Origin of the sequence: Corallococcus sp. CA047B, assembly GCF_003612065.1 — a bacterium.
GTDB lineage: Bacteria > Myxococcota > Myxococcia > Myxococcales > Myxococcaceae > Corallococcus > Corallococcus praedator.
On record NZ_RAWD01000145.1, the window covers coordinates 1 to 23,211 of the forward strand.

The 23,211-nt window shown below is 70.5% G+C and carries 16 protein-coding genes; 11 read left to right on the plus strand and 5 right to left on the minus strand.

What is annotated here, in order from left to right; all coding sequences use genetic code 11:
• The first annotated feature begins 314 nt into the window (after nt 1–314).
• Nucleotides 315–2,378: a M20/M25/M40 family metallo-hydrolase gene (locus tag D7X74_RS22165; RefSeq protein WP_120534988.1), complete on the plus strand. Its 2,064-nt coding sequence runs from the start codon at nt 315–317 to the stop codon at nt 2,376–2,378.
• Between the two features lie 80 nt (nt 2,379–2,458).
• Here the strand turns inward: D7X74_RS22165 and D7X74_RS22170 are convergent, their stop codons facing one another.
• Both D7X74_RS22170 and D7X74_RS22175 read right to left on the minus strand, forming a co-directional pair.
• On the minus strand, nt 2,459–5,449 hold the full coding sequence (locus tag D7X74_RS22170) for an ATP-binding protein (protein ID WP_120534989.1): 2,991 nt from the start codon (nt 5,447–5,449) through the stop codon (nt 2,459–2,461).
• Nucleotides 5,450–5,582: 133 nt separating this feature from the next.
• Complete coding sequence (locus D7X74_RS22175) at nt 5,583–6,725, minus strand: ATP-grasp domain-containing protein (RefSeq protein ID WP_120535000.1); 1,143 nt, start codon at nt 6,723–6,725, stop codon at nt 5,583–5,585.
• 103 nt (nt 6,726–6,828) lie between these two features.
• On the opposite strand from D7X74_RS22175, the gene D7X74_RS22180 reads away from it, so the two are divergent.
• The 4 genes from D7X74_RS22180 to D7X74_RS22195 all read left to right on the plus strand — a co-directional run bounded on the left by D7X74_RS22180 (nt 6,829) and on the right by D7X74_RS22195 (nt 13,200).
• Nucleotides 6,829–7,899 (plus strand): putative zinc-binding metallopeptidase, encoded by a 1,071-nt coding sequence (locus D7X74_RS22180; protein ID WP_233602198.1) that lies wholly within the window; start codon nt 6,829–6,831, stop codon nt 7,897–7,899.
• Nucleotide 7,900: 1 nt separating this feature from the next.
• Nucleotides 7,901–8,938 (plus strand): ATP-grasp domain-containing protein, encoded by a 1,038-nt coding sequence (locus D7X74_RS22185; protein ID WP_120534990.1) that lies wholly within the window; start codon nt 7,901–7,903, stop codon nt 8,936–8,938.
• A gap of 66 nt (nt 8,939–9,004) precedes the next feature.
• Nucleotides 9,005–11,236 (plus strand): FUSC family protein, encoded by a 2,232-nt coding sequence (locus D7X74_RS22190; RefSeq protein WP_233595728.1) that lies wholly within the window; start codon nt 9,005–9,007, stop codon nt 11,234–11,236.
• A 56-nt stretch (nt 11,237–11,292) separates the two neighbouring features.
• Nucleotides 11,293–13,200, plus strand: a complete 1,908-nt coding sequence (locus tag D7X74_RS22195) for an RICIN domain-containing protein (protein ID WP_120534991.1) — start codon at nt 11,293–11,295, stop codon at nt 13,198–13,200.
• An 18-nt stretch (nt 13,201–13,218) separates the two neighbouring features.
• On the opposite strand, the gene D7X74_RS22200 is transcribed toward D7X74_RS22195, so the two are convergent.
• Nucleotides 13,219–13,983, minus strand: a complete 765-nt coding sequence (locus D7X74_RS22200) for an alpha/beta fold hydrolase (protein WP_120534992.1) — start codon at nt 13,981–13,983, stop codon at nt 13,219–13,221.
• A gap of 221 nt (nt 13,984–14,204) precedes the next feature.
• On the opposite strand from D7X74_RS22200, the gene D7X74_RS22205 reads away from it, so the two are divergent.
• The 6 genes from D7X74_RS22205 to D7X74_RS22230 all read left to right on the plus strand — a co-directional run bounded on the left by D7X74_RS22205 (nt 14,205) and on the right by D7X74_RS22230 (nt 20,688).
• A complete protein-coding gene (locus D7X74_RS22205; RefSeq protein ID WP_120534993.1) occupies nt 14,205–15,335 on the plus strand; it encodes a hybrid sensor histidine kinase/response regulator in 1,131 nt (376 codons plus the stop codon).
• Between the two features lie 20 nt (nt 15,336–15,355).
• Nucleotides 15,356–17,005 carry an ATPase domain-containing protein gene (locus D7X74_RS22210; RefSeq protein ID WP_120534994.1) on the plus strand — a complete coding sequence of 550 codons (1,650 nt, stop codon included), beginning with the start codon at nt 15,356–15,358 and terminating at the stop codon, nt 17,003–17,005.
• Complete coding sequence (locus D7X74_RS22215; protein ID WP_120534995.1) at nt 17,002–17,358, plus strand: response regulator; 357 nt, start codon at nt 17,002–17,004, stop codon at nt 17,356–17,358. Before D7X74_RS22210 ends, D7X74_RS22215 begins: the two co-directional genes overlap by 4 nt.
• A 135-nt stretch (nt 17,359–17,493) precedes the next feature.
• A complete protein-coding gene (locus tag D7X74_RS22220; RefSeq protein WP_120534996.1) occupies nt 17,494–18,876 on the plus strand; it encodes an MATE family efflux transporter in 1,383 nt (460 codons plus the stop codon).
• A gap of 119 nt (nt 18,877–18,995) precedes the next feature.
• Nucleotides 18,996–20,219, plus strand: coding sequence for a glutathione-independent formaldehyde dehydrogenase (locus D7X74_RS22225; RefSeq protein WP_120534997.1), 1,224 nt, complete (start codon nt 18,996–18,998; stop codon nt 20,217–20,219).
• Between the two features lie 115 nt (nt 20,220–20,334).
• The gene (locus D7X74_RS22230; protein ID WP_158620420.1) at nt 20,335–20,688 is read left to right on the plus strand and encodes a two-component system response regulator; all 354 of its coding nucleotides are present in this window, start codon (nt 20,335–20,337) and stop codon (nt 20,686–20,688) included.
• A gap of 43 nt (nt 20,689–20,731) precedes the next feature.
• On the opposite strand, the gene D7X74_RS22235 is transcribed toward D7X74_RS22230, so the two are convergent.
• Nucleotides 20,732–22,282 carry a carboxylesterase/lipase family protein gene (locus D7X74_RS22235; protein ID WP_120534999.1) on the minus strand — a complete coding sequence of 517 codons (1,551 nt, stop codon included), beginning with the start codon at nt 22,280–22,282 and terminating at the stop codon, nt 20,732–20,734.
• Nucleotides 22,283–22,467: 185 nt separating this feature from the next.
• Nucleotides 22,468–23,211 (minus strand): alpha/beta fold hydrolase (locus tag D7X74_RS22240; protein WP_120535003.1); only part of this gene is annotated, 744 nt, incomplete at its 5' end.

The following is a 23,211-nucleotide window of genomic DNA, read 5'->3' on the forward strand; positions in this document are numbered from 1 at the left end:
GCCTCCCCCTCATCCCCCGCCCCACTCAAGACACCGCGAAATGTTTTTCGCGCGGGCGCGCGCGTGGCCCGGGTGCGTCATCGCAGGCCCAACGCTTTTGCCTGTCTCATCCTGTTTCACGCTGCTCTCCGCCTTGACGGGCCCGTCTTGATTTCCCCAGGATGCGCACCCAACCCACGGGGTCCAGGACGCAGGCGTCCGGACCGGGACGTGGGCGTTTTTCACCGTGCCTTCCCCCTCAATCTTCTTCCCCCGGAGTCGGGCACGGGTGGCGTTCACGCAGGGCAAGCCCTCGCCTGCAAACGGAGCGGAACATGCGTTTCAAGAAGTTGGCCCCCGTCGTCCTGTCGCTGTGCTGCGCCACCGCATCCGCCCAGGAGGCGCGCGAGAAGGAGGTCTACATCACGGTGGGTTCGGAGACGCTGGACGCCCTGCGCACGTCGTTCCGCGCGGCGGGCAACTCCGCGCCCACGCTGGTGCGTGAGTCCAACGGCGTGAGCGTGCTCAAGCTGCGCGAGTCGCAGCTGGGCGACGTGTCCCAGCTCATGCACGACAAGTATCACCGCTGCGCGGGCTTCCTCACCCACGACACGCAGGAGGCGGCGCTGGCGGTGCTTTCGCCCGCGCAGCCGGCCATCAACCCGACGCTGGTGAGCTACACGCTGGACAACGCGGCGGTGGTCAGCTCGCTGTTCTCCGGCCTCCAGGAGGCCAGCCTGCGCAGCACCATCACGCAGCTGTCCAGCTACACGAACCGCTACTACAAGGGTTCGACCAGCTCCGTGCAGGCGTCCAACTGGCTCCGGGACACGTGGCAGTCCTACGCGGCGGGCCGCAGCGACGTGAGCGTGCAGCTCTACACGCACTCCACCTGGGAGCAGCCCTCCGTCATCGCCACCATCACGGGCGCCGTGAATCCGACGGAGGTCGTGGTGATTGGCGGCCACCTGGACTCCATCAACCTCAACGTGGCCTCCTCCAGCCGTCCCACGGCGACGGCGCCGGGCGCGGATGACGACGCCTCCGGCGTGGCCACCCTCTCCGAGGTGTTCCGCGTCGCGATGGCCAAGGGCTACAAGCCGGCGCGCACGGTGAAGTTCATGGCGTACGCGGCGGAGGAGGTGGGCCTGCTGGGCTCGCAGGCCATCGCGCAGGCGCACAAGGCGGCGGCCACCAACGTGGTGGGCGTGCTCCAGCTGGACATGACCAACTACCGCGGCTCCACGGTGGAGGTGACGCTCGTCACCGACAACACCAACGCGGCGCAGAACACGTTCCTCGGCAACCTCATCGACACGTACACGGGCTATACGCGCTCCAACATCACGTGCGGCTACGGCTGCTCGGACCACGCGTCGTGGACCAGCGCGGGCTACCCGGCGTCCATCCCGTTCGAAGCCACGATGAGCCAGGACAACCCCTACATCCACACGGCCAACGACACGCTGGCCAACAGCACGGATGGCCAGAGCGGCAACAACGCCAACAACGCGCTGAAGTTCGCGCGCATCACGGCCGCGTACCTGGCGGAGCTGGGCAAGGGCACCATCCCCGGCCTGCCCACGGACACGCAGGCCCCCACGGTGGCGCTCACCACGCCGGCGAGCGGCGGCACGGTGACGGGCACGGTGAACCTGGCCGCGAACGCCACCGACAACGTGGGCGTCGGCAAGGTGGAATTCTTCGTGGACGGCGCCCTCAAGGGCACCGCCTTCAGCTCGCCCTACACCTTCGCGTGGGACAGCCGCACGGTGGCCAACGGCAGCCACACCTTCGCGGCGAAGGCGTCCGACAACTCCGGCAACTCCGCCACCACCAGCAATGTCACGGCGACGGTGGCGAACGTGTCCACGTCCGGCACGTATGACGCCACGTACAAGACGCTGCGCTGCGGCGCGGTGGCCGCCACGTGCGACAGCGGCACGGCCTTCAAGGGCCGCGGTGCCATGAGCCCGGCGGAGACGAGCGCGCCCAACACGCTGAAGGGCACCTGCGTCGACGGCAGCAGCGGCACCTTCCACAGCGACGAGTCCAACGACGCCCTCAAGGTGTCCACCGTGGACGGCAGCAACTTCGCCCCCGGCAAGCAGGTGAAGGTGGAGGCCACGGTGTGGGCCTACGCGAGCCCGTCCTCGGACCGCCTGGACCTGTACTACACGGCCAACGCCGCCGCGACGACGCCCGTCTGGACGCTCATCACCACCCTCACCCCGACGGCCGCGGGCGCCTCCACGCTGTCGGCCACGTACACGCTGCCCTCGGGCACCAACCAGGCCGTGCGCGCGCAGTTCCGCTACGGCACCGGCAGCCCCGCCAGCGCCTGCGTGTCCAACGAGTACAACGACCGCGACGACCTGGTGTTCACCGTCGCGCCGTGATGCATCCGCAGTGACGTGAAGTCCCCGGGAGGGGGGCCTGGGCCGCATGCCCGGGTCCCCCTCTCCTCGTTGCGCGGCCCTCAGGCCGCCTTCAGGCCTTCCAGCGGCAGCTCCACCACGAAGGTGGAGCCCAGGCCCGGCGCGCTGTCCACGGTGATGCGGCCGCCGTGCGCCTCCACCACCTGCCGGGCGATCCACAGGCCCAGGCCCAGGCCCCCGTAGTTGCGGCCGGGCACCGCGCGCTCGAAGCGCTCGAAGATGCGGGCGCGGTCCTCCGGGCTGATGCCAATGCCCTCGTCGCGCACGGTGACGCGCGCGGTGCCGTCCTCGGAGGCCACGCGCACGGAGATGGGGCGGCCCTGGCCGTACCGGGCCGCGTTCGACAGCAGGTTCGTCACCACCTGGTCGATGCGCAGCCTGTCATACCGGCCGACGAGCGGCGTCCCCGCGTCCAGCGTCACCGTCACGCCCATGCGCTCCACCTCCTCGCGCAGCCGCGACACGGCGTTGCCCACCACGGAGGTGAGGTCCACGTCGTTCAAGTCAAGCGCCAGCCGGCCCGTGGTGAGCTGCGACACGTCCAGCAGCGTCTCCATCAGCGCGTGCAGCCGCTGCACCTGCCGGCCCGCGGACTCCAGCGGGCTCTTCGCGCGGCCCAGCGCGTCCTCGCCCAGGCTGCGCTCCAGCCGCTCCAGGTGGAGGCGGAAGGCGGCCAGCGGCGTCTTGAGCTCGTGGCTCGCCACCGCGAGGAAGTCGTCGCGGGCCTGCAGGCGCTCGCGCAACGACGCGGCGAGCAGCTCCTGCCGCAGGGTTTCGCGGCGCATGTGCGCCAGCTCCAGCATGGAGCGCACGCGCGCCACCAGCTCCCGGGCGCTGAAGGGCTTCACCAGGTAGTCGTCCGCGCCCGCCTCCAGCCCCTCCACCGCGGCCTCCTCGCCGGCGCGGGCGGACAGCATCACCACGGGCACGGAGCGGGTGGCCGGGGCTTCCCGCAGCGCGCGCAACAGCCCGAAGCCGCCCAGCCGCGGCATCATCACGTCCGTCAGCACCAGGTCCGGAGCGTGCGTGCGCGCGGCCTCCAGCGCGGCCTGACCATCCGTCGCCAGCGTCACGTCGAACGAGGGGGACAGCACGCGCTGCACGTACTCGCGCATGTCCGCGTTGTCGTCCGCCACCAGCACCCTGGGGCGCGGCGCCTCCCCTCCCGTCACCGGCTCCGTCACCGCCGCGGGCGGCGCCTCGCCAGACAGGGGCTCGGTGTCCGACCAGCGCTCGGCCTCCTGGAGGAAGGGGCGCGCGTCCTGCGCGGTGGGCTCCTGCTCGCGCGCGGCGAGGATGCGCTCAGCGGGCAGGTGGGACGTGCCCCGGGGAATGCGGACGGTGAAGGTGCTGCCCTCGCCCTCCACGCTCTCCACCGCCACGTCCCCGCCGTGCTGCGCCACCAGCTCGCGCACCAGCGCCAGGCCGATACCGGTGCCCTCGTGGGTGCGGCCCCGCGCGTTGCGCACGCGGTGGAAGCGCTCGAAGAGGTGCGGCAGCTCCGCGGCCGGGATGCCCGTGCCCGTGTCGGTGACGCGCAGGACGACGGCGTCCTCGCGGGCCTTCAACCGCACGCTGAGCGAGCCCGTGAAGGTGAACTTGAGCGCGTTGGAGAGCAGGTTGAAGACAACCTTCTCCCACATCCGCCGGTCCACGTAGACGGGCTCCGGCAACGGGGGACAGTCCACCGTGAAGAGCAGCCCCGTGCGCTCCACCGCGGAGCGGAAGTGGCTGGCCAGGTCCTGGGTGAAGGCGGCCAGGTCCGTGGGCTCGAAGCGCGAGTCGATGCGCCCCGCCTCCAGCCGGCTGAAGTCCAAGAGCGTGTTCACCAGCCGCAACAGCCGGCCCGCGTTGCGGTGCACCACCTCCAGGTCGTGCCGGGCCTCCTCCGTCACGGGCACCCGCGCGAGCACGTCCTCCAGCGGCCCCAGCATCAGCGTGAGCGGCGTGCGGAACTCGTGGGAGATGTTGTGGAAGAAGGCCGTCTTCGCCCGGTCCAGCTCCGCCAGTTGTTCGGCGCGCTGCCGCTCCTCCTCGTAGGCCTGCGCGTTGCGCAGCGCCACCGCCACCTGGGCGCCCAACAGCTCACTGAAGGACGCGTACCCTTCGTCGAACGCCCGGTTGGGGGACAGCCCCGTGACGAGCACGCCCAGGGGCGCGGCCGTGCCCGCCCCCGCGAGCGACTGGAGGAGCCGCGAACCCACCGCGTCGCCGAAGGGCCCGCCCCGCAGGGACAGCCGCGACTCCAGGCCCTCCTCGCGCACCCGCTCGCCGTCGAGCGCGCGCAGGAAGGGAAGCGCCTGCGTCAGGCCCGCGTCCAGCGCGAGCGTCTCCGGGCTCAGCGGCCCGCCCCGCTCCAGGCCCACCGCCCCGGACAGCGTCAGCGCCCGGCCATCCGCCGAGCGCAGGTAGAGCAGCGCGAAGGGCACGTCCAGCGGATGCCCGGCCAGGGCGGACACCAGGTCCGTGCACGTCTTCTCGACGCTGCGCAGGTCCGACGCCTGCGCGGACAGGTCGCGCAACAGCCGCATGCGCCGGCTGCTCAGCACCTGCGGCGTCACCTCCGCGCACACCGCGAGCATGCCGCCGATGGCGCCCGTGTCGTCGAAGGCGGGCGCGTGGCTGACGTCGAAGTAGGACTCCTCCCGGTAGCCGCTGCGCTCCAGCAGCAGTTGGAGCGCGGGCACCCAGCTGGCGACGCCGGTGGTCATCGCCTCCATCACCAGCGGGCCCAGCGCATCCCACGCCTCCGCCAGCGTGCCCCGGATGTCCGTGCCCAGCGCGCCCGGGTGCTTGTCGCCAATCACCGCCGAATAGGCGTCGTTGTAGAACTGGCTGAGCTTTGGGCCCCACGTGAGGATCATCGGGTAGCGCGACCCGAGCAGCGTCTTCACGAGCACCTTGAGGCTCGTCGGCCATGAGGCCACGGGCCCCACCGGGGTCGCGGCCCAGTCATGCGCGCGCACCAGGGCGTGCATCTGGCTGCTGCCCGTGAAGAGCGCCTCCGGGCCGGGGGGAACGTCCTCACTCATCTCAGCGCGGCTCCTCGAACACGAAGCCTTGTCCCTATGGCGGCTCCTGGGGGTTTCCCACTGGAAAAATGACCATCTGTCCGGGGCGGACCACGCTTGCCTCCACGCGCCCGCATGCCCGGCACCTGGGCCGCTAGCCCGACCGCCGAAGCCGCCACGCCTGCGCGAGGAGGTGCAGCAGCAGGTCCCGGTACGACCAGCCGAAGGCTTGCGCGGAGAGGGACACCAGGCTGTCCTGGCGCTCCCTGCCGGGGCGCCCCGGCCCGGTCATGTTCGGCTTCAGGTTCAGGTCGAAGAGCCGGAAGGTCCCCAGCGCGTCGCTCCGACAGTCGATGCGGATGGGCGCGGTCACCCCCAGCAGGCCGGCCGCGAGCGCGCACCTCTCCAGCGCGGCGCGCACGCGGGGCTCCTGGCGCGCGGCCAGGCCCAGCACCTCGCTGTTGTCCACCACCGCCACCGCGCCGCTGTAGGGCGCCACCCCGTCCTGGTGGTGGAAGCGGCGCACGGGCGGCAGGGACCAGTGATGGGCGTAGTCGTGGGGCACCCCTCCGAGCACGAAGCGCGCCGGGGGCATCACCGTCACGGTCAGCTCCTCCCCGCCCAGGTACTGCTCCAATATCAACGTGTCGCCAAAGCGGGGTACGCCCTGCTCGCGCGCGGCCAGCAACCGCGCCGCCGTCTCCTTGAGCTGCGCCATGTCCATGACGCGCACCACGCCCTGGCTGCCGCGTCCGCGCATCGGCTTGAGCACCAGCGGGAAGCGCAGGTCCCGGGCCTCCAGCTCCGCCTCCGTGAGCGTGTCCAGACCCAGGCGTCCGGAGGCGGCCTGGGCGCTGACGAGCACCGACGCGGCGACGGGATGCCCCGCGCGGCGCAGGGCTTCGTTGGTCACCCACTTGTCGTCGAAGGTCTCCTGCGTGCGGGGATCCTGCCCGACCACCCACACGTCCTTCAGCACGGCCTCCAGCGGGTGGCCGGTGAACAGCACGGTGTTGGCCCACAGCACCCGGGCCCCGGCGTCGCGCGCCGCCGCGATGCCCGCCGCGTCATCCCCGAACACCCAGTCCTCCTGCACGGCCGGGTCGGGGTTGGCCACCGGCGTCACCACGGGGACGCCTGCTTCGCGCAGCGCGTACGCGATGTCCGCGCCGCTGTCCGCGTAGCCCCCGGCCTTCGCGGGCTTGCGCACGCCGTCGATGACCGGCGGGGGCAGGGCCTGGAAGAGCACCGCGACCGGGGCGCGGGACTCCGGCTCGGGAAGGCGTTCGCGGCGCATGTCCGATTCCATGTCCCATCCCTTCAAGGGCTCGGTGGGCTGCCTGCTTCATGACGCTCGCCGGGCTGTCCATCCCCGGACGGGATTCCTACCTATCGAAGGGATGATGCCATCCACCCAGTCCGAATCGCGGGTGCTGCGCGAGAAACACCCCACCGAGGGCAGTGAAGGCCGGGGACGGCTGTCACCCCGGCGCGAGGCCCTGCTCCAGGCGCGCATCAAGGACCTGGCGCTGCGGCTGTCCGGCACGCCGCTGGAGCGCTGCATCGCGCAGCTTCACGCGGAGCTGGAGGCGAAGGGGCTGTCGTTCAAGCCCCAGTGCTATCTGTCGGACGAATGGGGCTGTCCGTCGGGGGTGCCCGTCATCGGCCTGCCGTTCTACCTGGCGGATCCGGACCTGCTGTCCATCGAGGCGGAGCTGGGGGGCAGCGCGGAGACGGAGGCCGAAATCCTCATGTACCTGCGCCATGAGGCCGGCCACGCCTTCAACTACGCCTACCGCCTCTACGACACCGACGAGTGGCGCCGCGTGTTCGGCGACTACGCGCGGCCGTACCGGGACGACTACAAGCCCCGGCCCTTCTCCCGCCGCTACGTCTTCCACATCGCCGGCTGGTACGCGCAGAAGCACCCGGACGAGGACTTCGCGGAGACCTTCGCCGTGTGGCTCACGCCGGGCAGCGACTGGGAGAAGCGCTACCAGGGCTGGGGGGCGCTCAAGAAGCTCCAGTACGTGGAGGCCACCGCGAAGGAGCTGGGCCGCGCGCCCGCGCTGGTGCAGCTGGCCCAGCCGGACCTCACCACGGAGGAGATGGAGGGCACCGTCCAGGACCACTACCGCCAGCGGGAGCTGGACGAGAAGGTGGACCTGGAGCTGCGCAACGCCTTCGACCACGCGCTGGAGGACATCTTCTGGGGGCCGGGCGAGGCGCCGGTGAGCGCCGCGACGCTGGTGCAGGCGGAGCGCCAGCGCCTGCTCTCCACGGTGGGCCACTACTCCGGCGTGGGCCGGGGCGTGGTGCGCGCGCTGGTGGACCACTTGTCGGAGCGGACCGCCGCGCTGAACCTCACCCTGCACCCCGACGACAGCCGCGAGGCCGCGATGCAGCTGGCGTCGCTCGTCACGGTGCTGGCGATGAACTACCTGCACACCGACCGCTTCTTCGAGGACTGACATGCCCCAGAAGTCCCTTCGCATCGCCGTCCTCCACTACCAGCCCAAGGACGAACCGCCCGACGCCGTCGTGGCGCAGGTGAGCGCCGCCCTGCGCGCGGCCGGCCACGAGCCCGTGGACGTGCGCGTGGATGAGAGCGTGTCGGACCTGGTGCGGCTCATCACCCGGGCGAAAGCGGACCTCGTCTTCAACCTGTGTGAGACCTTCGCGGAGGACTACCGCCTGGAGGTCAACGTCGCCGCGGTGCTGGAGCTGGCGCGCATGCCCTTCACCGGCTCCGGCACGGCGGGGCTGCTGCTCGCGCAGGACAAGGTGCTGACCAAGCAGCTGCTCCAGTTCCACGGCGTGCTCACCCCGCGCTTCGCGACCTTCGACGGCCTGTCGTTCCAGACGAACGGCGATTTGTCCTTCCCGCTGGTGGTGAAGCCCGCGCGCTCGGATGCGTCCATGGGCCTGGGTGTGGAGAAGGACATGGAGGGGCTGGCGCGGCGGGTGAAGAAGATCCGCGAGGAGTACGACGACGAGGCGCTGGCGGAGGAGTTCATCGAGGGCCGCGAGCTGTACGTCGGCGTGGTGGGCGACAGCGCTCGCCCGGAGGTGCTGCCGGTGGTGGAGCTGGACTTCGGCTCGCGGTGGAACCGCAAGCGCATGAAGATCGCCAACCGCGAGGTGAAGTTCGCGCCGGAGACGCCGGGCAGTCCCCACCTCGTGCTGCCGACCGACCTGTCGGATGAGTTGCAGGGCCGCATCGGGCGGGCGGCGGTGACGGCCTTCCGCGCGCTCAAGCTGCGCGACTACGCCCGCATCGACTTCCGCGTCTCCAGCCGCACCAACGAACCCTACCTGCTGGAGGTGAACCCCAACCCGTACCTGGAGACCCAGTGCGAGGTGGCCATGGGCGCGCAGGCGCGCGGCATGGGCTACGACGCGCTCGTCCAGCGCATCGTGGACACGGCGGCCCGGCGCTACGGACTGGGTGCGGCGAAGAAGGCCCCCCCTGGTGCGGCCCTCGCGCTGGAGCCCTCCGCCCCGCACTGACGGCTGACGGGCATCCGGCCCGGATTCCGGTGGCCCCACCCGGGGCCGGTGCTCTATGGGGAACGGGTGATTCGCCGTCAGCTCCTGGACCATGCCAAGGCCGTGGCCCGCTTCGCCCCCGTGAAGCCGGCGGTGAAGGCGGGCCTGCGCGCCGCGCTCGCCATCTTCGTCCCCATGGTCGTGGGCACCGCCTTCAACCTGCCGGGCGGGCTGTGGCTCGCCATTGGCGGCTTCAACACGTCCTTCGTGGACAAGGGCGGCTCCTACCACGCGCGCGCACGCGCCATGGGCGGCACGGCGCTGGCGGCGGCGGTGTCCGCGGCGGTGGGCAGCCTCGTGGGGCTGTACCCCTCGCTGTCCATTCCCCTCACCCTGCTGTGGGTGACGGCGTGGAGCTTCGCGGGCGTGTACGGCGCCGCGGCGAACACCACCGGCAACATCGCCGCCACCACCTTCGTCATCGCCGTGGCGCTGCCCGGGGATGGCCCCATGCACGCCCTGGTTTCGGGCGCGATGCTGCTGGCCGGCGCGGCCTGGGCGATGGTGCTGTCGCTGGTGCTCTGGCCCATCCGGCCGTACCGCCCCGCGCGCAAGGCGGTGGCGGCGTGCTTCGACGCGGTGGCGGACTACGCGGAGGCCCTGTCGCGCGTGTCGCAGGGCGCGCGCGAGGACTCCTGGCAGCTGCTCATCCAGGAGCAGCACGGGCGCATCCGCGAGACGCTGGAGCTTGCGCGCACCACGCTCACCGCCACGCGCCAGGGCCGCGTCGAGCGCGGTCGCGGGGAGCGGCTGCTGGTGCTGCTGGAGGCCGCGGACGCGATGTTCATGGGGCTCATCGCCCTGGCGGAGGACCTGGAGAGCCTGGGCCCTCCGGTGAGCGCGGTGGGAGACCCTCGCGCCGCGGTCGTCGTGGCCCTGCTGGACTGCGCGCACACCGCGCGCGACCTCGTGCGGCTGACGGAGCAGGAGGGCCGCACCCGCAGGCCCCAGCCAGAGTGGGATGGCCGCGCGCTGCGCGACGCGCTCACCGACCTGGACACACGCGGGCTGCTCACCCGCCTGGAGCGGGCGCGGCTTCTGGATGTGGCGCGGCTGCTCACGGAATTGCGCGAGCGCGCGGACGTGGCGCTGGACACCGCGTGCCGGCTGCCCGGGCCTCCGGTGGCGGGCATGCCTCCGCCCAAGCGGGAGCTGGCCGAGGAGACCCACCCCTCCCTGCTGGAGCCGCTGAGAGCGCACCTCACGCTGGATTCGGAAGTGCTGCGGCACGCGCTGCGCGTGGGCCTCACCACCACCGCGGCGGTGTGGATCTCCAGCATCTTCCGGCCGAACCACAGCTACTGGGTCACCATCACCGTCCTCACCATCATGCAGCCGTACACCGGGCCCACCTTCCTCAAGGCCCTGCAACGCGTGCTGGGCACGGTGGTGGGTGGCATCCTCGCCATCGCCGTGTCGTATTGGCTTCAGGACCCGCGCATCATGATGGGGCTCTTGTTCTGCACGGCGGCGCTGTGCGTGAGCCTCATCCCGCTCAACTACGGGCTGTTCACCGTCTTCGCCACGCTCACCTTCGTGCTGCTCGCGGAGCTGGGCAGCGGGGACTGGACGCTCGCGCCGGTGCGCATCGTCAACACCCTCATCGGCGGCGCGCTCGCGCTCGCGGGCACCTTCTTCCTGTGGCAGCGCTCGGAGGAGGAGCGCTTCCCCGCGCAGATGGCGGAGGCCCTGCGCGCGGACCGCGAGTTCTTCGGCGTGCTGTCATCCGCGTGGCGCCGGGGTGAGCCCCCCCAGGCCCCGGCGCTCGCGGAGGCCCGCCGCAAGCTGGGGCTGGCCACCATCAACGCGGAGGCGTCCTTCCAGCGGCTGCTCAGCGAACCGCGCTGGAGCACCGAGGCCCTGGAGCCGCTGATGACGCTGCTCGCGTTCACCCGCCGCTTCGCCGCCGTCTGCACCCTGCTCGCCTCGCGCCGCTCCGTGCCCTCCACGCCCGCGGTGCACGAAGCCCTGGCCCGCTTCTCCGCCGCCATGGACGAAGCGATGGAGGATCTGGCGGACGCGGTGCTCCACGGCCGTCCCCCCCGCGCCCTGCCCCCCTTCAATGCGTTGATTGGCTGGAACGTCCCCACGCCCGACGGGCCGGGCCTCGCGCTGGGCCAGGAAGCCCCCCTGCTCCAGTCCCAACTGGAGCGACTGGCGCGCCAGATGTCCGTCCTTCACGGCGCCGCCGCCCGCCGCATGGAGGCTCCGGCGAGCCCCGTGTCCGCCACCCAACCATCCACGAATAACATGTCATAGCCGCAAAAGTTGAATACTCTCCCGGGCCTTTCCCCCGTGTCGTTGGAGAGTCCCGCATGTCTTTCGTGCCGTCGCGCCCCCGGCTGTCCCGTGTCCCCCTGAGTGGTCTGTTGCTGGCCGCCGCCACGTTCGCGTCCCCCTCCGCGCTCGCGGCGAACGAATCCGTGAAGGTGTGGCTGACGACGACGTCGGGCAGCACGCTGGTGAAGAAGCTCAACGCGGAGGCGAACAAGACGTTCGGCGCGGAGAGCGGCACGGCGACGGCCATCGACGTGAACGACGCCGCGACGTACCAGACCATCGACGGGTTTGGCGGCGCGCTGACGGATGCGTCCGCGTGGCTCATCTACAACTCGCCCCAGCGCACGGCCATCATGAACGACCTGTTCAGCGTGGGCGCGGGCGCGGGCTACAGCGTCATCCGGCTGCCCATGGGCGCGTCGGACTTCTCACGCAACAACTACACCTACGACGACACCTGCTGTGACCTGAACGACTTCTCCGTGGGCCATGACACGGCGTACATCCTGCCGCTGCTCCAGCAGGCGCGCTCCATCAACCCGGAGGTGAAGATCTTCGCGGTGCCGTGGAGCGCGCCCGCGTGGATGAAGTTCAACAACTCGCTCACGGGCGGCGGCTACCTGCGCAACGACCTGTACGCCACGTACGCCAGCTACTTCGTGCGCTTCCTCCAGGCCTACAACACCCACGGCGTGCCCATCCACGCGTTCAGCACCCAGAACGAGCCGCACAACGCCAACGGCAGCTATCCGACGATGCAGATGGAGTCCAACGACCAGTCCATCTTCACCGCGCAGCACCTGCGCCCGGCGCTCAACGCCGCGGGCTTCAGCGGCGTGAAGCTGCTCGCGTGGGACCACAACTGGCATGACGGTTCCGGCCCCGCGGGCTTCCCGCATGAGGTCATGTCCTACAACGGCGGGCAGGCGCAGAACGCCGTCGCGGGCGCCGCGTACCACTGCTACGAGAGCCCCGAAGGCAGCTTCACCGTGCAGACCGACTTCCGGAATGCATACCCCAACAAGGAGGTGCACTTCACCGAGTGCACCGGCGGCTTCTGGGCGACGAACGCCGCCGCCAACCTGGAGTGGGCGCTGCAGAACAACCTCTTCGGTCCGCTGCGCAACTGGTCGCGCACGTCGCTGTACTGGAACATCGCGTTGGACCCCAACCACGGGCCGCGCGTGGGCGGCTGCGCGGACTGCCGGGGCATGTTCACCGTGAACAACGCCAACGGCACCTTCACGCGCAACGAGGAGTACTACGCGTGGGCGCACCTGGCGAAGGTGGTGCGGCCGGGGGCGGTGCGCGTGGGCGCGACGTCGCTGGGCAACAACAACATCGAGACGCTCGCCTTCCGCAACCCGGACGGCTCGCACGCGCTCGTCGCGCTCAACTCCAACGACGGCGCGACGCTTGGCTTCAAGGTCCGCTGGGCCGGGCAGGCCTTCGAGTACAGCCTGCCGCCGCGCTCGGTGGCGTCCTTTCAGTGGGGCGGCACCGCGAGCCCGCAGGGCCCGTGGTACCGGCTCGTGAACAAGGCCACCGGCAAGTGCCTGGACATCGTCGGGCCGTCCGCGGCGGATGGCACCGGGCTGCACCAGTGGACGTGCCACACGGGCGCAAGCCAGCAGTGGTCCCTGGTCGCCACCGACAGCGGCTACTCGCGGCTCGTGTCGCGCTACAGCGGCAAGGTGGTGGACGTGGACGCCGCGTCCGCGGCCGACGGCGCGCGCGTGCAGGAGTGGTCCTGGGCGGGGGGCCTGAACCAGCAGTTCAAGCCGGTGGCCACCACCGGGGGCTTCTCCCGCTTCGAGGCCCGCCACAGCGGCAAGGTGCTGGACGTGGCCAACTGCTGGAACACCGGCGACGGCGCCGCGCTCCAGCAGTGGGTCTGGGCCAACAACGACTGCCAGCAGTTCCGTCTGGAAGTCATGCCCTGAGAGCAGCGCGGCCCGCTTTCAGGGCAGCGCCGCGAGGAACGCACCGAGCAGGCGGTTCACCTGCTCGGGCGCATCCAGCTGCACCCAGTGCCCCGTGCCCGTCACCTTCTCGGACCACACGCGCGGGACGAGCACGTGGTACGCGCCGGGCGACTCGTTGAGCGGCGTGATGACGGACAGCACCGGCCCTGGGTAGCGCTTCAGCGCCGACTCCGGGTCGAACGTCAGCAGCGCCCCCATGCCGCCGCGGAACGCGCCCTGCGCGGTGCGCCCCAACTGCCCCATCACCCGCTCGCGCACCTCCGGGGTGGATGCCGTCAGCAGCGACTGCCAGTACTCCCCCGCCGCATCCTTCCAGTGGTCGGTGGCCAGCGCGTCCATCATCCCCTGCGCCTGCTCCTTCGGAACAGAGCGGCCGTCGGAGGCGGGATCCAGGAGGAACAGGCCCGCGACGCGCTCCGGGTGCGCGCCCGCCCAGGCCGCGCATACCGCGCCGCCCAGGCTGTGCCCCACCAGCACCACGCGCGGCAGCCCCAGGCCCTCCACCACCGCGTCCAGATCCCGGGCGAAGTCCTCCATGGTGAGCTCCCGCGCGTCGGACGTCAGCGTCGAGCGGCCATGCCCCCGCAGATCCAGGGCCACCGCGCGACGGCGTGCCCGCACGTGCTCGAGCTGCCGGGACCACTGCTCCGTGTCCCCGGCGAGCGAGTGCACGAACACCACCGGAGTCCCCGTCCCGGCTCCGCCATCGTCCACGTACAGCGCGCCTGCCACGCCCTTCATGTCCCATCGCCTTTCCGCGCGGGGTCCGCATGACCCGCGCCCTGCGCTCCTGGTCGCTTGTTTCGGTGGCGTCCTGACGGAAAAACAACCCGCCCAGGGAGGGCTTCGTTCGGAGTCCAACACCCTCCACACCCCCGTGCACACTCCCGCCACCTTTTTGGGCGCCAGGTGGTTCCGTTCGCCGCCCGCGCGACCATTTTTTGCGTGCACACCGCAGGCACGTGAAGACCTCCGACCTCCAAGAACCGGGCGCCCGTCCCCGGCTCACCGTCCTCAACGTCAACGATGACGCGGCGACGCTGTACCTCTTGAGCCTCACGCTCAGGCAGGGCGGCTACCACGTGCTCGAAGCCACCTGCGGCCAGGAGGCCCTGACGCTCGCGCAGGGACTGCCGGACCTGGTGCTGCTGGACGTGCACATGCCGGACATCGACGGCTACGAGGTGTGCCGCCGCCTGCGCGCGGACGAGGCCACGAGCGATCTGCTCATCGCGCACCTGTCCTCCGTGTCCATCCAGCGCGAGGACCGCGTGAAGGGGCTCGCGCAGGGCGCGGATGCGTACTGGACCCGCCCCCTGGCGGAGGACGAGCTGCTGGCCAACATCGAAGCGCTGCTGCGCCTGCAGACCCGCGCCCGGGACGCCGTGCGGGCCCGCGACCGGTTCCTTAGCATCGCGGCGCATGAGCTCAAGACGCCCATGACGGTGCTGCGGCTCAACCTGGAGCGCGCCGTGCAGCTCGTGGTGAACGACGCGGAGGGCCCCGTGTCCACCGGCCCCGTGGAGAAGCGGCTCACCCCCGCGGTGCGCCAGCTCACCCGCCTGCAGAACCTGGTGGACAGCCTGCTGGATGTCTCCCGCCTGTCCACCCGGGACATGGAGCTGGACATGGAGACCGTGGACCTGTCGCAGCTCGTGCGCGAACAGGTGGAGCGGCTCCAGCCGCAGGCCCGCAGCGCGCGGGTGGCCCTGGACGCCACGCTGCCCGACGCGCCCGTCGTCCTCTTCGGGGACGCGCAGCGGCTCTCCCAGGCCGTGGCCCACCTGCTGACGAACGCCATCAAGTTCGGCGAGGGCCGGCCCGCGCACGCGCGCCTGGAGACGCGCGACGACCACGCCGTGCTGACAGTGGAGGACGCGGGCGTGGGCATCGCGCCGGAGGACCACGCGCGCATCTTCCGCCGCTTCGAGCGCGTGACGACGGGCGAGCGCTTCGACGGGCTGGGCCTGGGCCTCTACCTGTCCCTGGCCATCGCCACCGCCCATGAAGGCACCCTCACCGTGCGAAGCGCCCTGGGCCAGGGCGCGCGCTTCGAGCTGCGGCTGCCCCTGCATTTGACCCGCCGGTACTGAGCATCCAAGGAGAACTCTTCGTGGCGAACACAGCGGACAGTGACGAGGGCACACAAGCGAAGGACGGCAGGAGCCCCGCGAAGCGGCTCGTCACCAACGTGCCCCGGCTGGACTTCATCACCAAGGGCGGCCTCATCCTGGGCTCGTCCTACGCCATCATCGGACCGCCGGGTTCAGGCAAGACGGTGCTGGCCAACCAGATCGCCTTCCAGCACGTGCGCAATGGCGGCAAGGCCCTCTACATCACGCTCCTGTCCGAGTCCCACGGGCGCATGCTGGAGAACCTGTCGCAGATGACGTTCTTCGACCCCAGCGTCATCCCGGAGCGCCTCCAGTACCTCAGCGCGTACCGCGAGCTGGAGAAGGAGGGCCTCAAGGGCCTGCTGGAGCTGCTGAGAAAGAACGCCCAGCCGCATGGCGCGACGCTGCTCATCATCGACGGCATGGACGTGGCGAAGGAGTTCGCCCGCTCGGACCTGTCCTTCAAGCGCTTCCTCCAGGACCTGCAGACCTTCTGCAACATCCTGGGCTGCACCACGCTGCTGCTGGCGCCGCACCACGAAGGTGAAATCCACCCGGAGAACACCGCGGTGGACGGCATCTTCGAATTGTCCCTGTGGCTGCACGGGCCGCGCGCGGTGCGCGAGCTCATCGCCATCAAGTTCCGGGGCGGGCCGTCGCTCCTGGGCCGCCACGAGGTGGAGATCTCCGACCAGGGCATGGTCATCCACCCGCGCACGGAGGTGCAGTTCGCGCACCCCGCGGCCAAAGGGCGCGAGGACCGCATCCGCATGCCCTTCGGCATCCCCCGCCTGGACGACGCGCTGAAGGGGGGCGTGTTGTCCGGCTCCACCACGCTGCTGCTGGGCGCGCCCGGCACCGGCAAGACGCTGCTGGGCCTGCGCTTCCTGCTGGAGGGCGCGAGGGCGGGCCAGCCGGGCGTCTACTTCGGTTTCTATGAAACGCCCCCCCGCCTCATCGAGAAGGCCCTGGGCACGGGCATGCACGACTTCAAGAAGTACGTGGACGAGGGGCTCATCGAAATCCAGTGGCAGCCGCCGCTGGAGCACAACATGGACTCGCTGGCGGAGCGGCTCCTGGAGCGCATCGAGGAGCGCAAGGTGGACCGGCTGCGCCTGTTCATCGACGGGGTGTCCGGCTTCCGCTCCGCCGCCGTGTACCCGGACCGCCTGAGCCGCTTCTTCTCCGCGCTCACGCACCAGCTGCGCATGATGGACGTCACCACGCTGTACTCGGATGAGACGCCCCTGTTCAGCCCCGGCGTGGAGATGGCCCAGCCGGAGGCGGCCTCCACCGTGGAGAACGTCATCCTGGTGCGCTACGTGGAGCTGCGCTCGCAGCTCTACCGGCTGCTCTCCATCATGAAGATGCGCGAGAGCGCCTACGACAGCAGCATCCGCGAGTTCTCCATCTCCGAGAACGGCATCACCGTCGCGGACACCTTCGAGAGCGCGGAGAGCATCCTCACCGGCCATGCGCGCCTGACGTCGGGGCCGGGGACGGCCCCCCCCGCGAAGGCACGCTCCGCGCTCAAGGCCCCCCTGGGCTCGGCGGGCAAGAAGCCCAGGACCGCGAAGAAGAAGACCGCGCAGAAGAAGGCCACGACGAAGAAGGCTCCCGCCAGCGCCTCCCGCCGGAGTCGCACATGAAGACCGTGCTCGTGGTGGACGACGAACTGGACATCGCGGAGGCCGTCCAGGCCATCCTGGAAGAGGAGCACTTCCGCGTCATCCTCTGTGGCAACGGCCGCGAGGCGCTGGAGAAGCTCACGGAATTGAAGCCCGCCCTGGCCATCATCGACGTGATGATGCCGGTGATGAACGGCTATGAGACCATCGACGCCATCCGCAAGGACCCGCGCCACGTCTTCCCCATCCTCGTGATGAGCGCCATCCAGCCGCCCCGGGAGAAGTCCGCGCAGCAGGGCTGGGCCGGCTTCCTCAAGAAGCCCTTCTCCCTCGAAGCCCTCCTGGAATCCGTGACCCGGCTGACCTCTTCGTAGGCGGAAAAGTCACACGTTGCCGTTCCGTGACGTTTGCAGCCCCAACCGGGCGCCGGGCAGGCAGCCGGCGCTCGCTTCGGGTTGAAAACGAAAAGTCGCGCGCGCACAGTGAAGCCACTCTGACGCGGCGCATCCATGCACACTGAAGTCGTGACGAACTCCCGCCAGGAGCCCGGCTTGTTCCGGCTCACCTGGCCCATCTTCTTCGAAATCTTCCTCTTCATGCTGATGGGCACCGCGGACACGCTGATGCTCAGCGGCGTGTCCGACGCCGCGGTGTCCGCGGTGGGCGTCGTCAACCAGTACGTCTTCATCTGCATCCTCATCATGGAGGTGGTCAGCCACGGCGCGTCCATCGTCGTGTCCCAGTACCTGGGCGCGAAGAGGAACGCGGAGGCGTCGCGAATCGCGGCCCAGGCCGTGACGATGAACCTCGTGTTGGGCATCGCGGTGAGCGCGGGGCTGCTGCTGTCGGCCGATGCCATCCTCGGGCGGATGAACCTGGAGCCGGTGACGCTGGCGTACGCGAGCACCTACTGGCACATCGCGGGCGGGTTCCTCTTCCTCCAGGCGCTCATCAACGTCTTCTCCAGCCTCATCCGCACGTACGGCTTCACGCGCCAGTCCATGTTCGTGGCCATGGGCATGAACGTGGTGCACGTCGTGGGCAACTGGGTGCTCATCTTCGGGCACTTCGGCGTGACGGCGCGGGGCGTGGAAGGCGCGGCGATGTCCACCGTGCTCAGCCGCGCCCTGGCGGTGGGCGTCTTCGGCTGGCTGCTCTACCGCGTGATGGACGTGCGCATGAAGCGCCGGGACTTCGTGGCGATGACGGGCGAGTACGTGCGGAAGATCCTGCGCGTGGGCGTGCCGTCCGCGGTGGAGCAGATGACGTACCACGCGTGCCAGACGGTGTTCCTGTACTACGTGACGTTCCTGGGCCCCACGGCGCTCGCGTCCCGGCAGTACGCCAACGCGATGTCGCAGTACGTGTTCCTGTGCAGCCTCGCCATCGGGATGGGCACGTCCATCATCGTCGGCAGGCTGGTGGGCGCCAACCGCTCCTCGGATGCGTACGCGCGCGTGCTCACGAGCCTCAAGTGGAGCGTCGGCATCACCGTGGCCGTGGACCTGACGGCCATCGTCTTCCGCGAGCCGCTCATCCGCCTCTTCACCCACGACGGGGACATCCTCCGGATGACGTCGCAGGTGCTGCTGCTGAGCCTCATCCTGGAGACGGGGCGCTCGTTCAACCTGGTGCTGGTGAACGCGCTGAGAGCCGCCGGGGACGCCACCTTCCCCGTCTACATGGCGATGGGCTCCATGGTCTGCATGAGCCTGCCGCTGGGCTACTTCCTCGTCTTCCACCTCCAACTGGGGCTCGCGGGCGTGTGGCTCGCGGTGGCCGCGGACGAGTGGACGCGCGGGTTGGCCATGTGGCTGCGCTGGCGCAGCCGCGCCTGGGAACGCCTGTCGCTGGTGACGCCGGTGGAGGCGCCGCCCGTGCTCGCCCACTAGGCCCGCACGCCTGCGGGGGGCGTGCGCAACGTCCGCCGGGGCCCTTTCCCCCGGGCACCCGCCATCCCACTTTTGAGGGGGCGTTTCGTCGCCCGCCCCATCACTCGAGGGAGAAGCCCATGCTCGCCGTCGTCTACAAGCAGACCAGTCAGGTGAAGGTCGAAGAGGTCGAGGACCCCAAGGTCGAAGCGACCACCGACGCCATCATCCGCGTCACCTCCGCGGGCATCTGTGGCAGCGACTTGCACATGTACGAGGGTCGCACCTCGTCCAAGGCCGGCCAGGTGTTTGGCCACGAGAACATGGGCGTCGTGGAGCAGGTGGGCCCCGGGGTGGTGGGCATCAAGAAGGGCGACCGCGTGGTGTTGCCCTTCAACATCGCCTGCGGCACCTGCTTCGACTGCGTGCGCGGCCGCACGGAGGCGTGCCTCGTCGCCAACCCGGAAGCGCCCCACGCCGGCTACGGCTACGCGGGCATGGGCCCGTACCGGGGCGGCCAGGCGGAGCTCTTGCGCGTGCCCTGGGCGGACTTCAACTGCCTGAAGCTCCCCGGACAGCCCGGTGACGACCTGGAGGACGACTTCCTCCTCCTGTCGGACGTCTTCCCGACCGCCTACCACGGCACCGAGCTGGCGAACGTGAAGCCCGGCAGCACGGTGGCCGTCTTCGGCGCGGGGCCGGTGGGCCTGCTCGCCGGCTACTGCGCGCTCTTGCGCGGCGCTTCGGAGGTCTACGTGGTGGACAGCGTCCCGGAGCGCCTGGCCAAGGTGAAGGAGATGGGCGCCATCCCCATCGACTTCACGAAGGGAGACCCGGTGAAGCAGATCATCGACCTGCGCCGCGCCAACCCGCTCATCATGGGCGCGCTGCGGCCGGGCGAGGAGAAGTCGCTGGGCGTGATGTGCGGCATCGACGCGGTGGGCTACCAGTCCCGCGACATCCGGGGCGCGGACGCGCACGGCGGCAAGGAGAAGCCCACCCAGGTGCTGGAGCAGCTGGTGGAGCTGGTGAACACCACGGGCTCCATTGGCGTCGTCGGCGTCTACATGGCGCCCGACCCCGGCGCCGCGGACGAGAACGCGAAGCAGGGCATCTACCCGCTGCCGTGGGCCAAGGTGTTCGACAAGGGCATCACCGTGGGCACCGGCCAGACGCCGGTGAAGCGCTACAACCACTTCCTGCGCGACCTCATCATCGCGGGCCGCGCGAAGCCGAGCATGATCGTCAGCCACCGGCTGCCGCTGAGCGACGCGCCGGATGCGTACAGGAAGTTCGACGCCCGCAAGGACGGCTACACCAAGGTCATCCTCAAGCCGCAGCAGCGCCCCAAGGCCAAGGCCTGAGCCGGGATGTCCGCCAGTCCCCCTTCCGCGCCCTCCCATCAGCCGGCGGGGATGCGGAGGCTGGGGGTGGGAGGTATAAGGTTTGACAGTGGACGCCCTGGACACTCCATCGACAGTGCTCGTCGTTGAAGGCTACGACGACCTGCGCGAGGCGCTGGTGGCCCTCCTGGTGTTGGAGGGTTACACCGTGCTGTCCGTGGCGACCGCCATGCAGGCCCTGGAGGTGCTCACCCGCCTGCCCCGGCGCCCCTGTCTGGTCCTGTTGAGCCTGATGCTCCGCAACCCGGAGGACCAAGCGTTCCTGTCTCGGCTGCGGGCCCTGGAGCCCGCTCCACGGCCGCCGGTGCTGGCGCTGACGGCGGATCCGGACCTCCAGGCGCCCCTGCCCGGCACGGTGGGCCTGCTGGGCAAGCCCGTGCGCACGGAGGTCCTCCTGGCCGCCGTGGAGCGCTACCGGGCCCGTCCGTAGCGTCCACGGACGGGCCGGTCATCCCATCTCGCGCGGCCGTGGACTACGGGCGCGTGCCCACGGGCCTGGAGCCGCGGGGCTGCTCGGTCCCGGAGCGACCGGTGCGCTGGGCGGGCGCGGAATCCGCGCCGTTGATGATGGCGCTCGCGAGCAGGAACGCGTTGAGCCGCAGCAGCATGAAGTTCTCCTCGACCTTGGGCGGCTGTTGCGCGCGCATCAGGAAGTCGGAGCCCTTCTCATGGCGCGGCCACTCGCTGGCGGGCGCGGGCACCGCGCTCCTGGCGAAGTCGACGAGCCAGCCACTCACCTGGCGCGCGTAGGAGCGGTCCTCGTCGCTGATGACGGCCTGCGTGGGAGGGCACCGGGCCGCCGTGTCGAGGAAGTACGGAATCTCCTCGCCGTGACCGACGCCGTTGGGCCGCTCGGGGCGCAGCCGGGTGGCGGTGTATTCGAAGTAGCAGCGCCACACGTGCGACACCTTCGCGTGCAGGTCCGCGACCTGCCGGGGGATGAGGGTGAAGAGGATGTCGCGGCTCACCTGGCGCGCCAGCTCCACGTCGTCGTTCACGCCCGGGTAGAGCAGCTTGATGGGGACGCCCTTGTCGCGCAGGGCCTGGAGGATCTCCATCGGGTCGCGCCCGAAGGCCTCCAGCACGCTGACGTCGTCGTTGGTGCTCCCCAGGATGAGGGGCACGCGCGCCTGCTGCTCCGCCTGGAACGTGGCCAGGATGGACTGCGGCAGCACGGAGTCCCCGGAGATGGCCACGGGCGCGGTGGACGTCGTCGCGGGCTGCTTCCAGAAGTCCTCCGCGGGCAGCTTGCGCAGGCGCTCGGGTGTCGCCTCGCCGTCCGGGACGCCCATGCCTCGCGTCAGGGCCTCGCCCCGCAGGAGCGCCTGCTCCACGGGGATTTCGTCCAGTCCGTACACGCTGAGCGCCACGCCCCGGTGGAAGTACGGGCGCGCCGCCTCCATGCAGAACAGCGACAGCACGCTCTTGCCGCCGGCGGACTGGCCCACCACGGTGACGCGGCCGGGATCCCCGCCGAAGCGCGCGATGTTGCGGTTCACCCACTGGAGCGCGGCGAGCTGATCCAACAGGCCGAAGTTCGCCGGGCCCTCCTTGCGCTCCTGCTCCAGGGCGGGATGGGCGAAGAAGCCCAGGTGGCCCAGGCGGTAGTTCAGCGTGACGAACACGGCGTCGCGCGAGGCCAGCGGCACGCCGTCATACGGGGGCAGGCCTCCCGCGCCGATGACGAACGCGCCGCCGTGGATCCACACGATGACGGGGAGCTTCGCCTGGGCGTCCACGCGGGGCGTCCAGACGTTGAGGTAGAGGCAGTCCTCGCCCATGGGGCCCGGGTCGCCACCGCCGCCCGCGATGCAGGCCTCGCGCGACTGGAGGGAGGCATTGCCAAAGACAGTCGCCTCCCGGATGTGCTTCCAGGGAGTGACGGCCTTGGGGGCGCGCCAGCGCAGGTCCCCCACGGGGGGCTGGGCGTAGGGAATGCCCTTGAAGGCAAACACACCCTCTTCCGCGATGCCTCGAAGCTGCCCTTCGACCGTACTGACGACGGGTGCGGACTGCTTGACCATGATTGAACCCCCCAGAGGCCCGCTCACCAGGAACGGGCGGATGCGAAGTAGAGGTTCAACCGATGCAAGTCAATGTGCCTTCCACCAAAGACATACACCCGTCCGGCATCCGACGGAGGCCTGCGACCCGGGAGCATCAGGGAGAGGCCCTAGCGGAGTCCCCTCCGAAGGGTGTCCATTCTTGATCAAACCCCGTGCCTACCGCGGGCCTCCGCGCCGTCCAGATGCTCTCGCAGGAGCGCGTTGAGCTGCTCCGGCAGGCGCAAGGTGATGCTGTGGGAGGCATTGGGAACCTCCACGAAGCGGGCCCCCGGGATGCCCGCCGCCAACGCCTGTCCGGCGGCAGGCGGCGCGATGGGGTCATGCGTGGCGCTCACCACCAGGGTCGGCAGTCCCGCGAACCCGGCGAGGAACGGGGTGGCGTCCGCGCGGCGCATGGCCTGGAACTGTCGCATCGCCACGGGCGGTTGATCCGCCAGGTCATGCCCGAACAGCTCCGCCAGTTGTTCCGCGAGCGCGTCCTTGTCGACCTGGGCCAGGTCATCAGGGGCCAGCACCATGCGCAGGAACGCATGGCGCCGCATGCGCCGCGTGCCCAGCCGCGTCCGCAGCCCCATCGCGAGCATTCGCGGCGTCAGCCGGGTCGGCACCGCGCCCGACGCGAACGTGCACAGCAACGCCAGGCTGCGCACCCGCTCCCGGGCCCGGCGGGCGACATACAGCGCCACCAGCCCTCCCAGCGAGTGCCCCACCACGTGCGCGCTCGCCCAGCCCTGCGCGTCCATCAACGCGAGCACGTCCTGCGCCATCAGCTCCAACGTCAGCGCCTCACCGAGCGGCTGGCTGGCCCCGAACCCCCGGTTGTCCAGGCAGAGGCAGTGGAACCGGGACGCCAGTCCCCGCACCTGGGGGCGCCACCCCTCCGCGCC

Coding starts and splice junctions, on each gene's coding strand:
- D7X74_RS22215 (WP_120534995.1), top strand. CDS start 17,002: ATGAAGACCGTGCTCGTGGTGGACGACGAACTGGACATCGCGGAGGCC.
- D7X74_RS22200 (WP_120534992.1), bottom strand. CDS start 13,983: ATGAAGGGCGTGGCAGGCGCGCTGTACGTGGACGATGGCGGAGCCGGG.
- D7X74_RS22180 (WP_233602198.1), top strand. CDS start 6,829: ATGATGCCATCCACCCAGTCCGAATCGCGGGTGCTGCGCGAGAAACAC.
- D7X74_RS22185 (WP_120534990.1), top strand. CDS start 7,901: ATGCCCCAGAAGTCCCTTCGCATCGCCGTCCTCCACTACCAGCCCAAG.
- D7X74_RS22235 (WP_120534999.1), bottom strand. CDS start 22,282: ATGGTCAAGCAGTCCGCACCCGTCGTCAGTACGGTCGAAGGGCAGCTT.
- D7X74_RS22220 (WP_120534996.1), top strand. CDS start 17,494: ATGCACACTGAAGTCGTGACGAACTCCCGCCAGGAGCCCGGCTTGTTC.
- D7X74_RS22195 (WP_120534991.1), top strand. CDS start 11,293: ATGTCTTTCGTGCCGTCGCGCCCCCGGCTGTCCCGTGTCCCCCTGAGT.
- D7X74_RS22175 (WP_120535000.1), bottom strand. CDS start 6,725: ATGCGCCGCGAACGCCTTCCCGAGCCGGAGTCCCGCGCCCCGGTCGCG.
- D7X74_RS22170 (WP_120534989.1), bottom strand. CDS start 5,449: ATGAGTGAGGACGTTCCCCCCGGCCCGGAGGCGCTCTTCACGGGCAGC.
- D7X74_RS22225 (WP_120534997.1), top strand. CDS start 18,996: ATGCTCGCCGTCGTCTACAAGCAGACCAGTCAGGTGAAGGTCGAAGAG.
- D7X74_RS22165 (WP_120534988.1), top strand. CDS start 315: ATGCGTTTCAAGAAGTTGGCCCCCGTCGTCCTGTCGCTGTGCTGCGCC.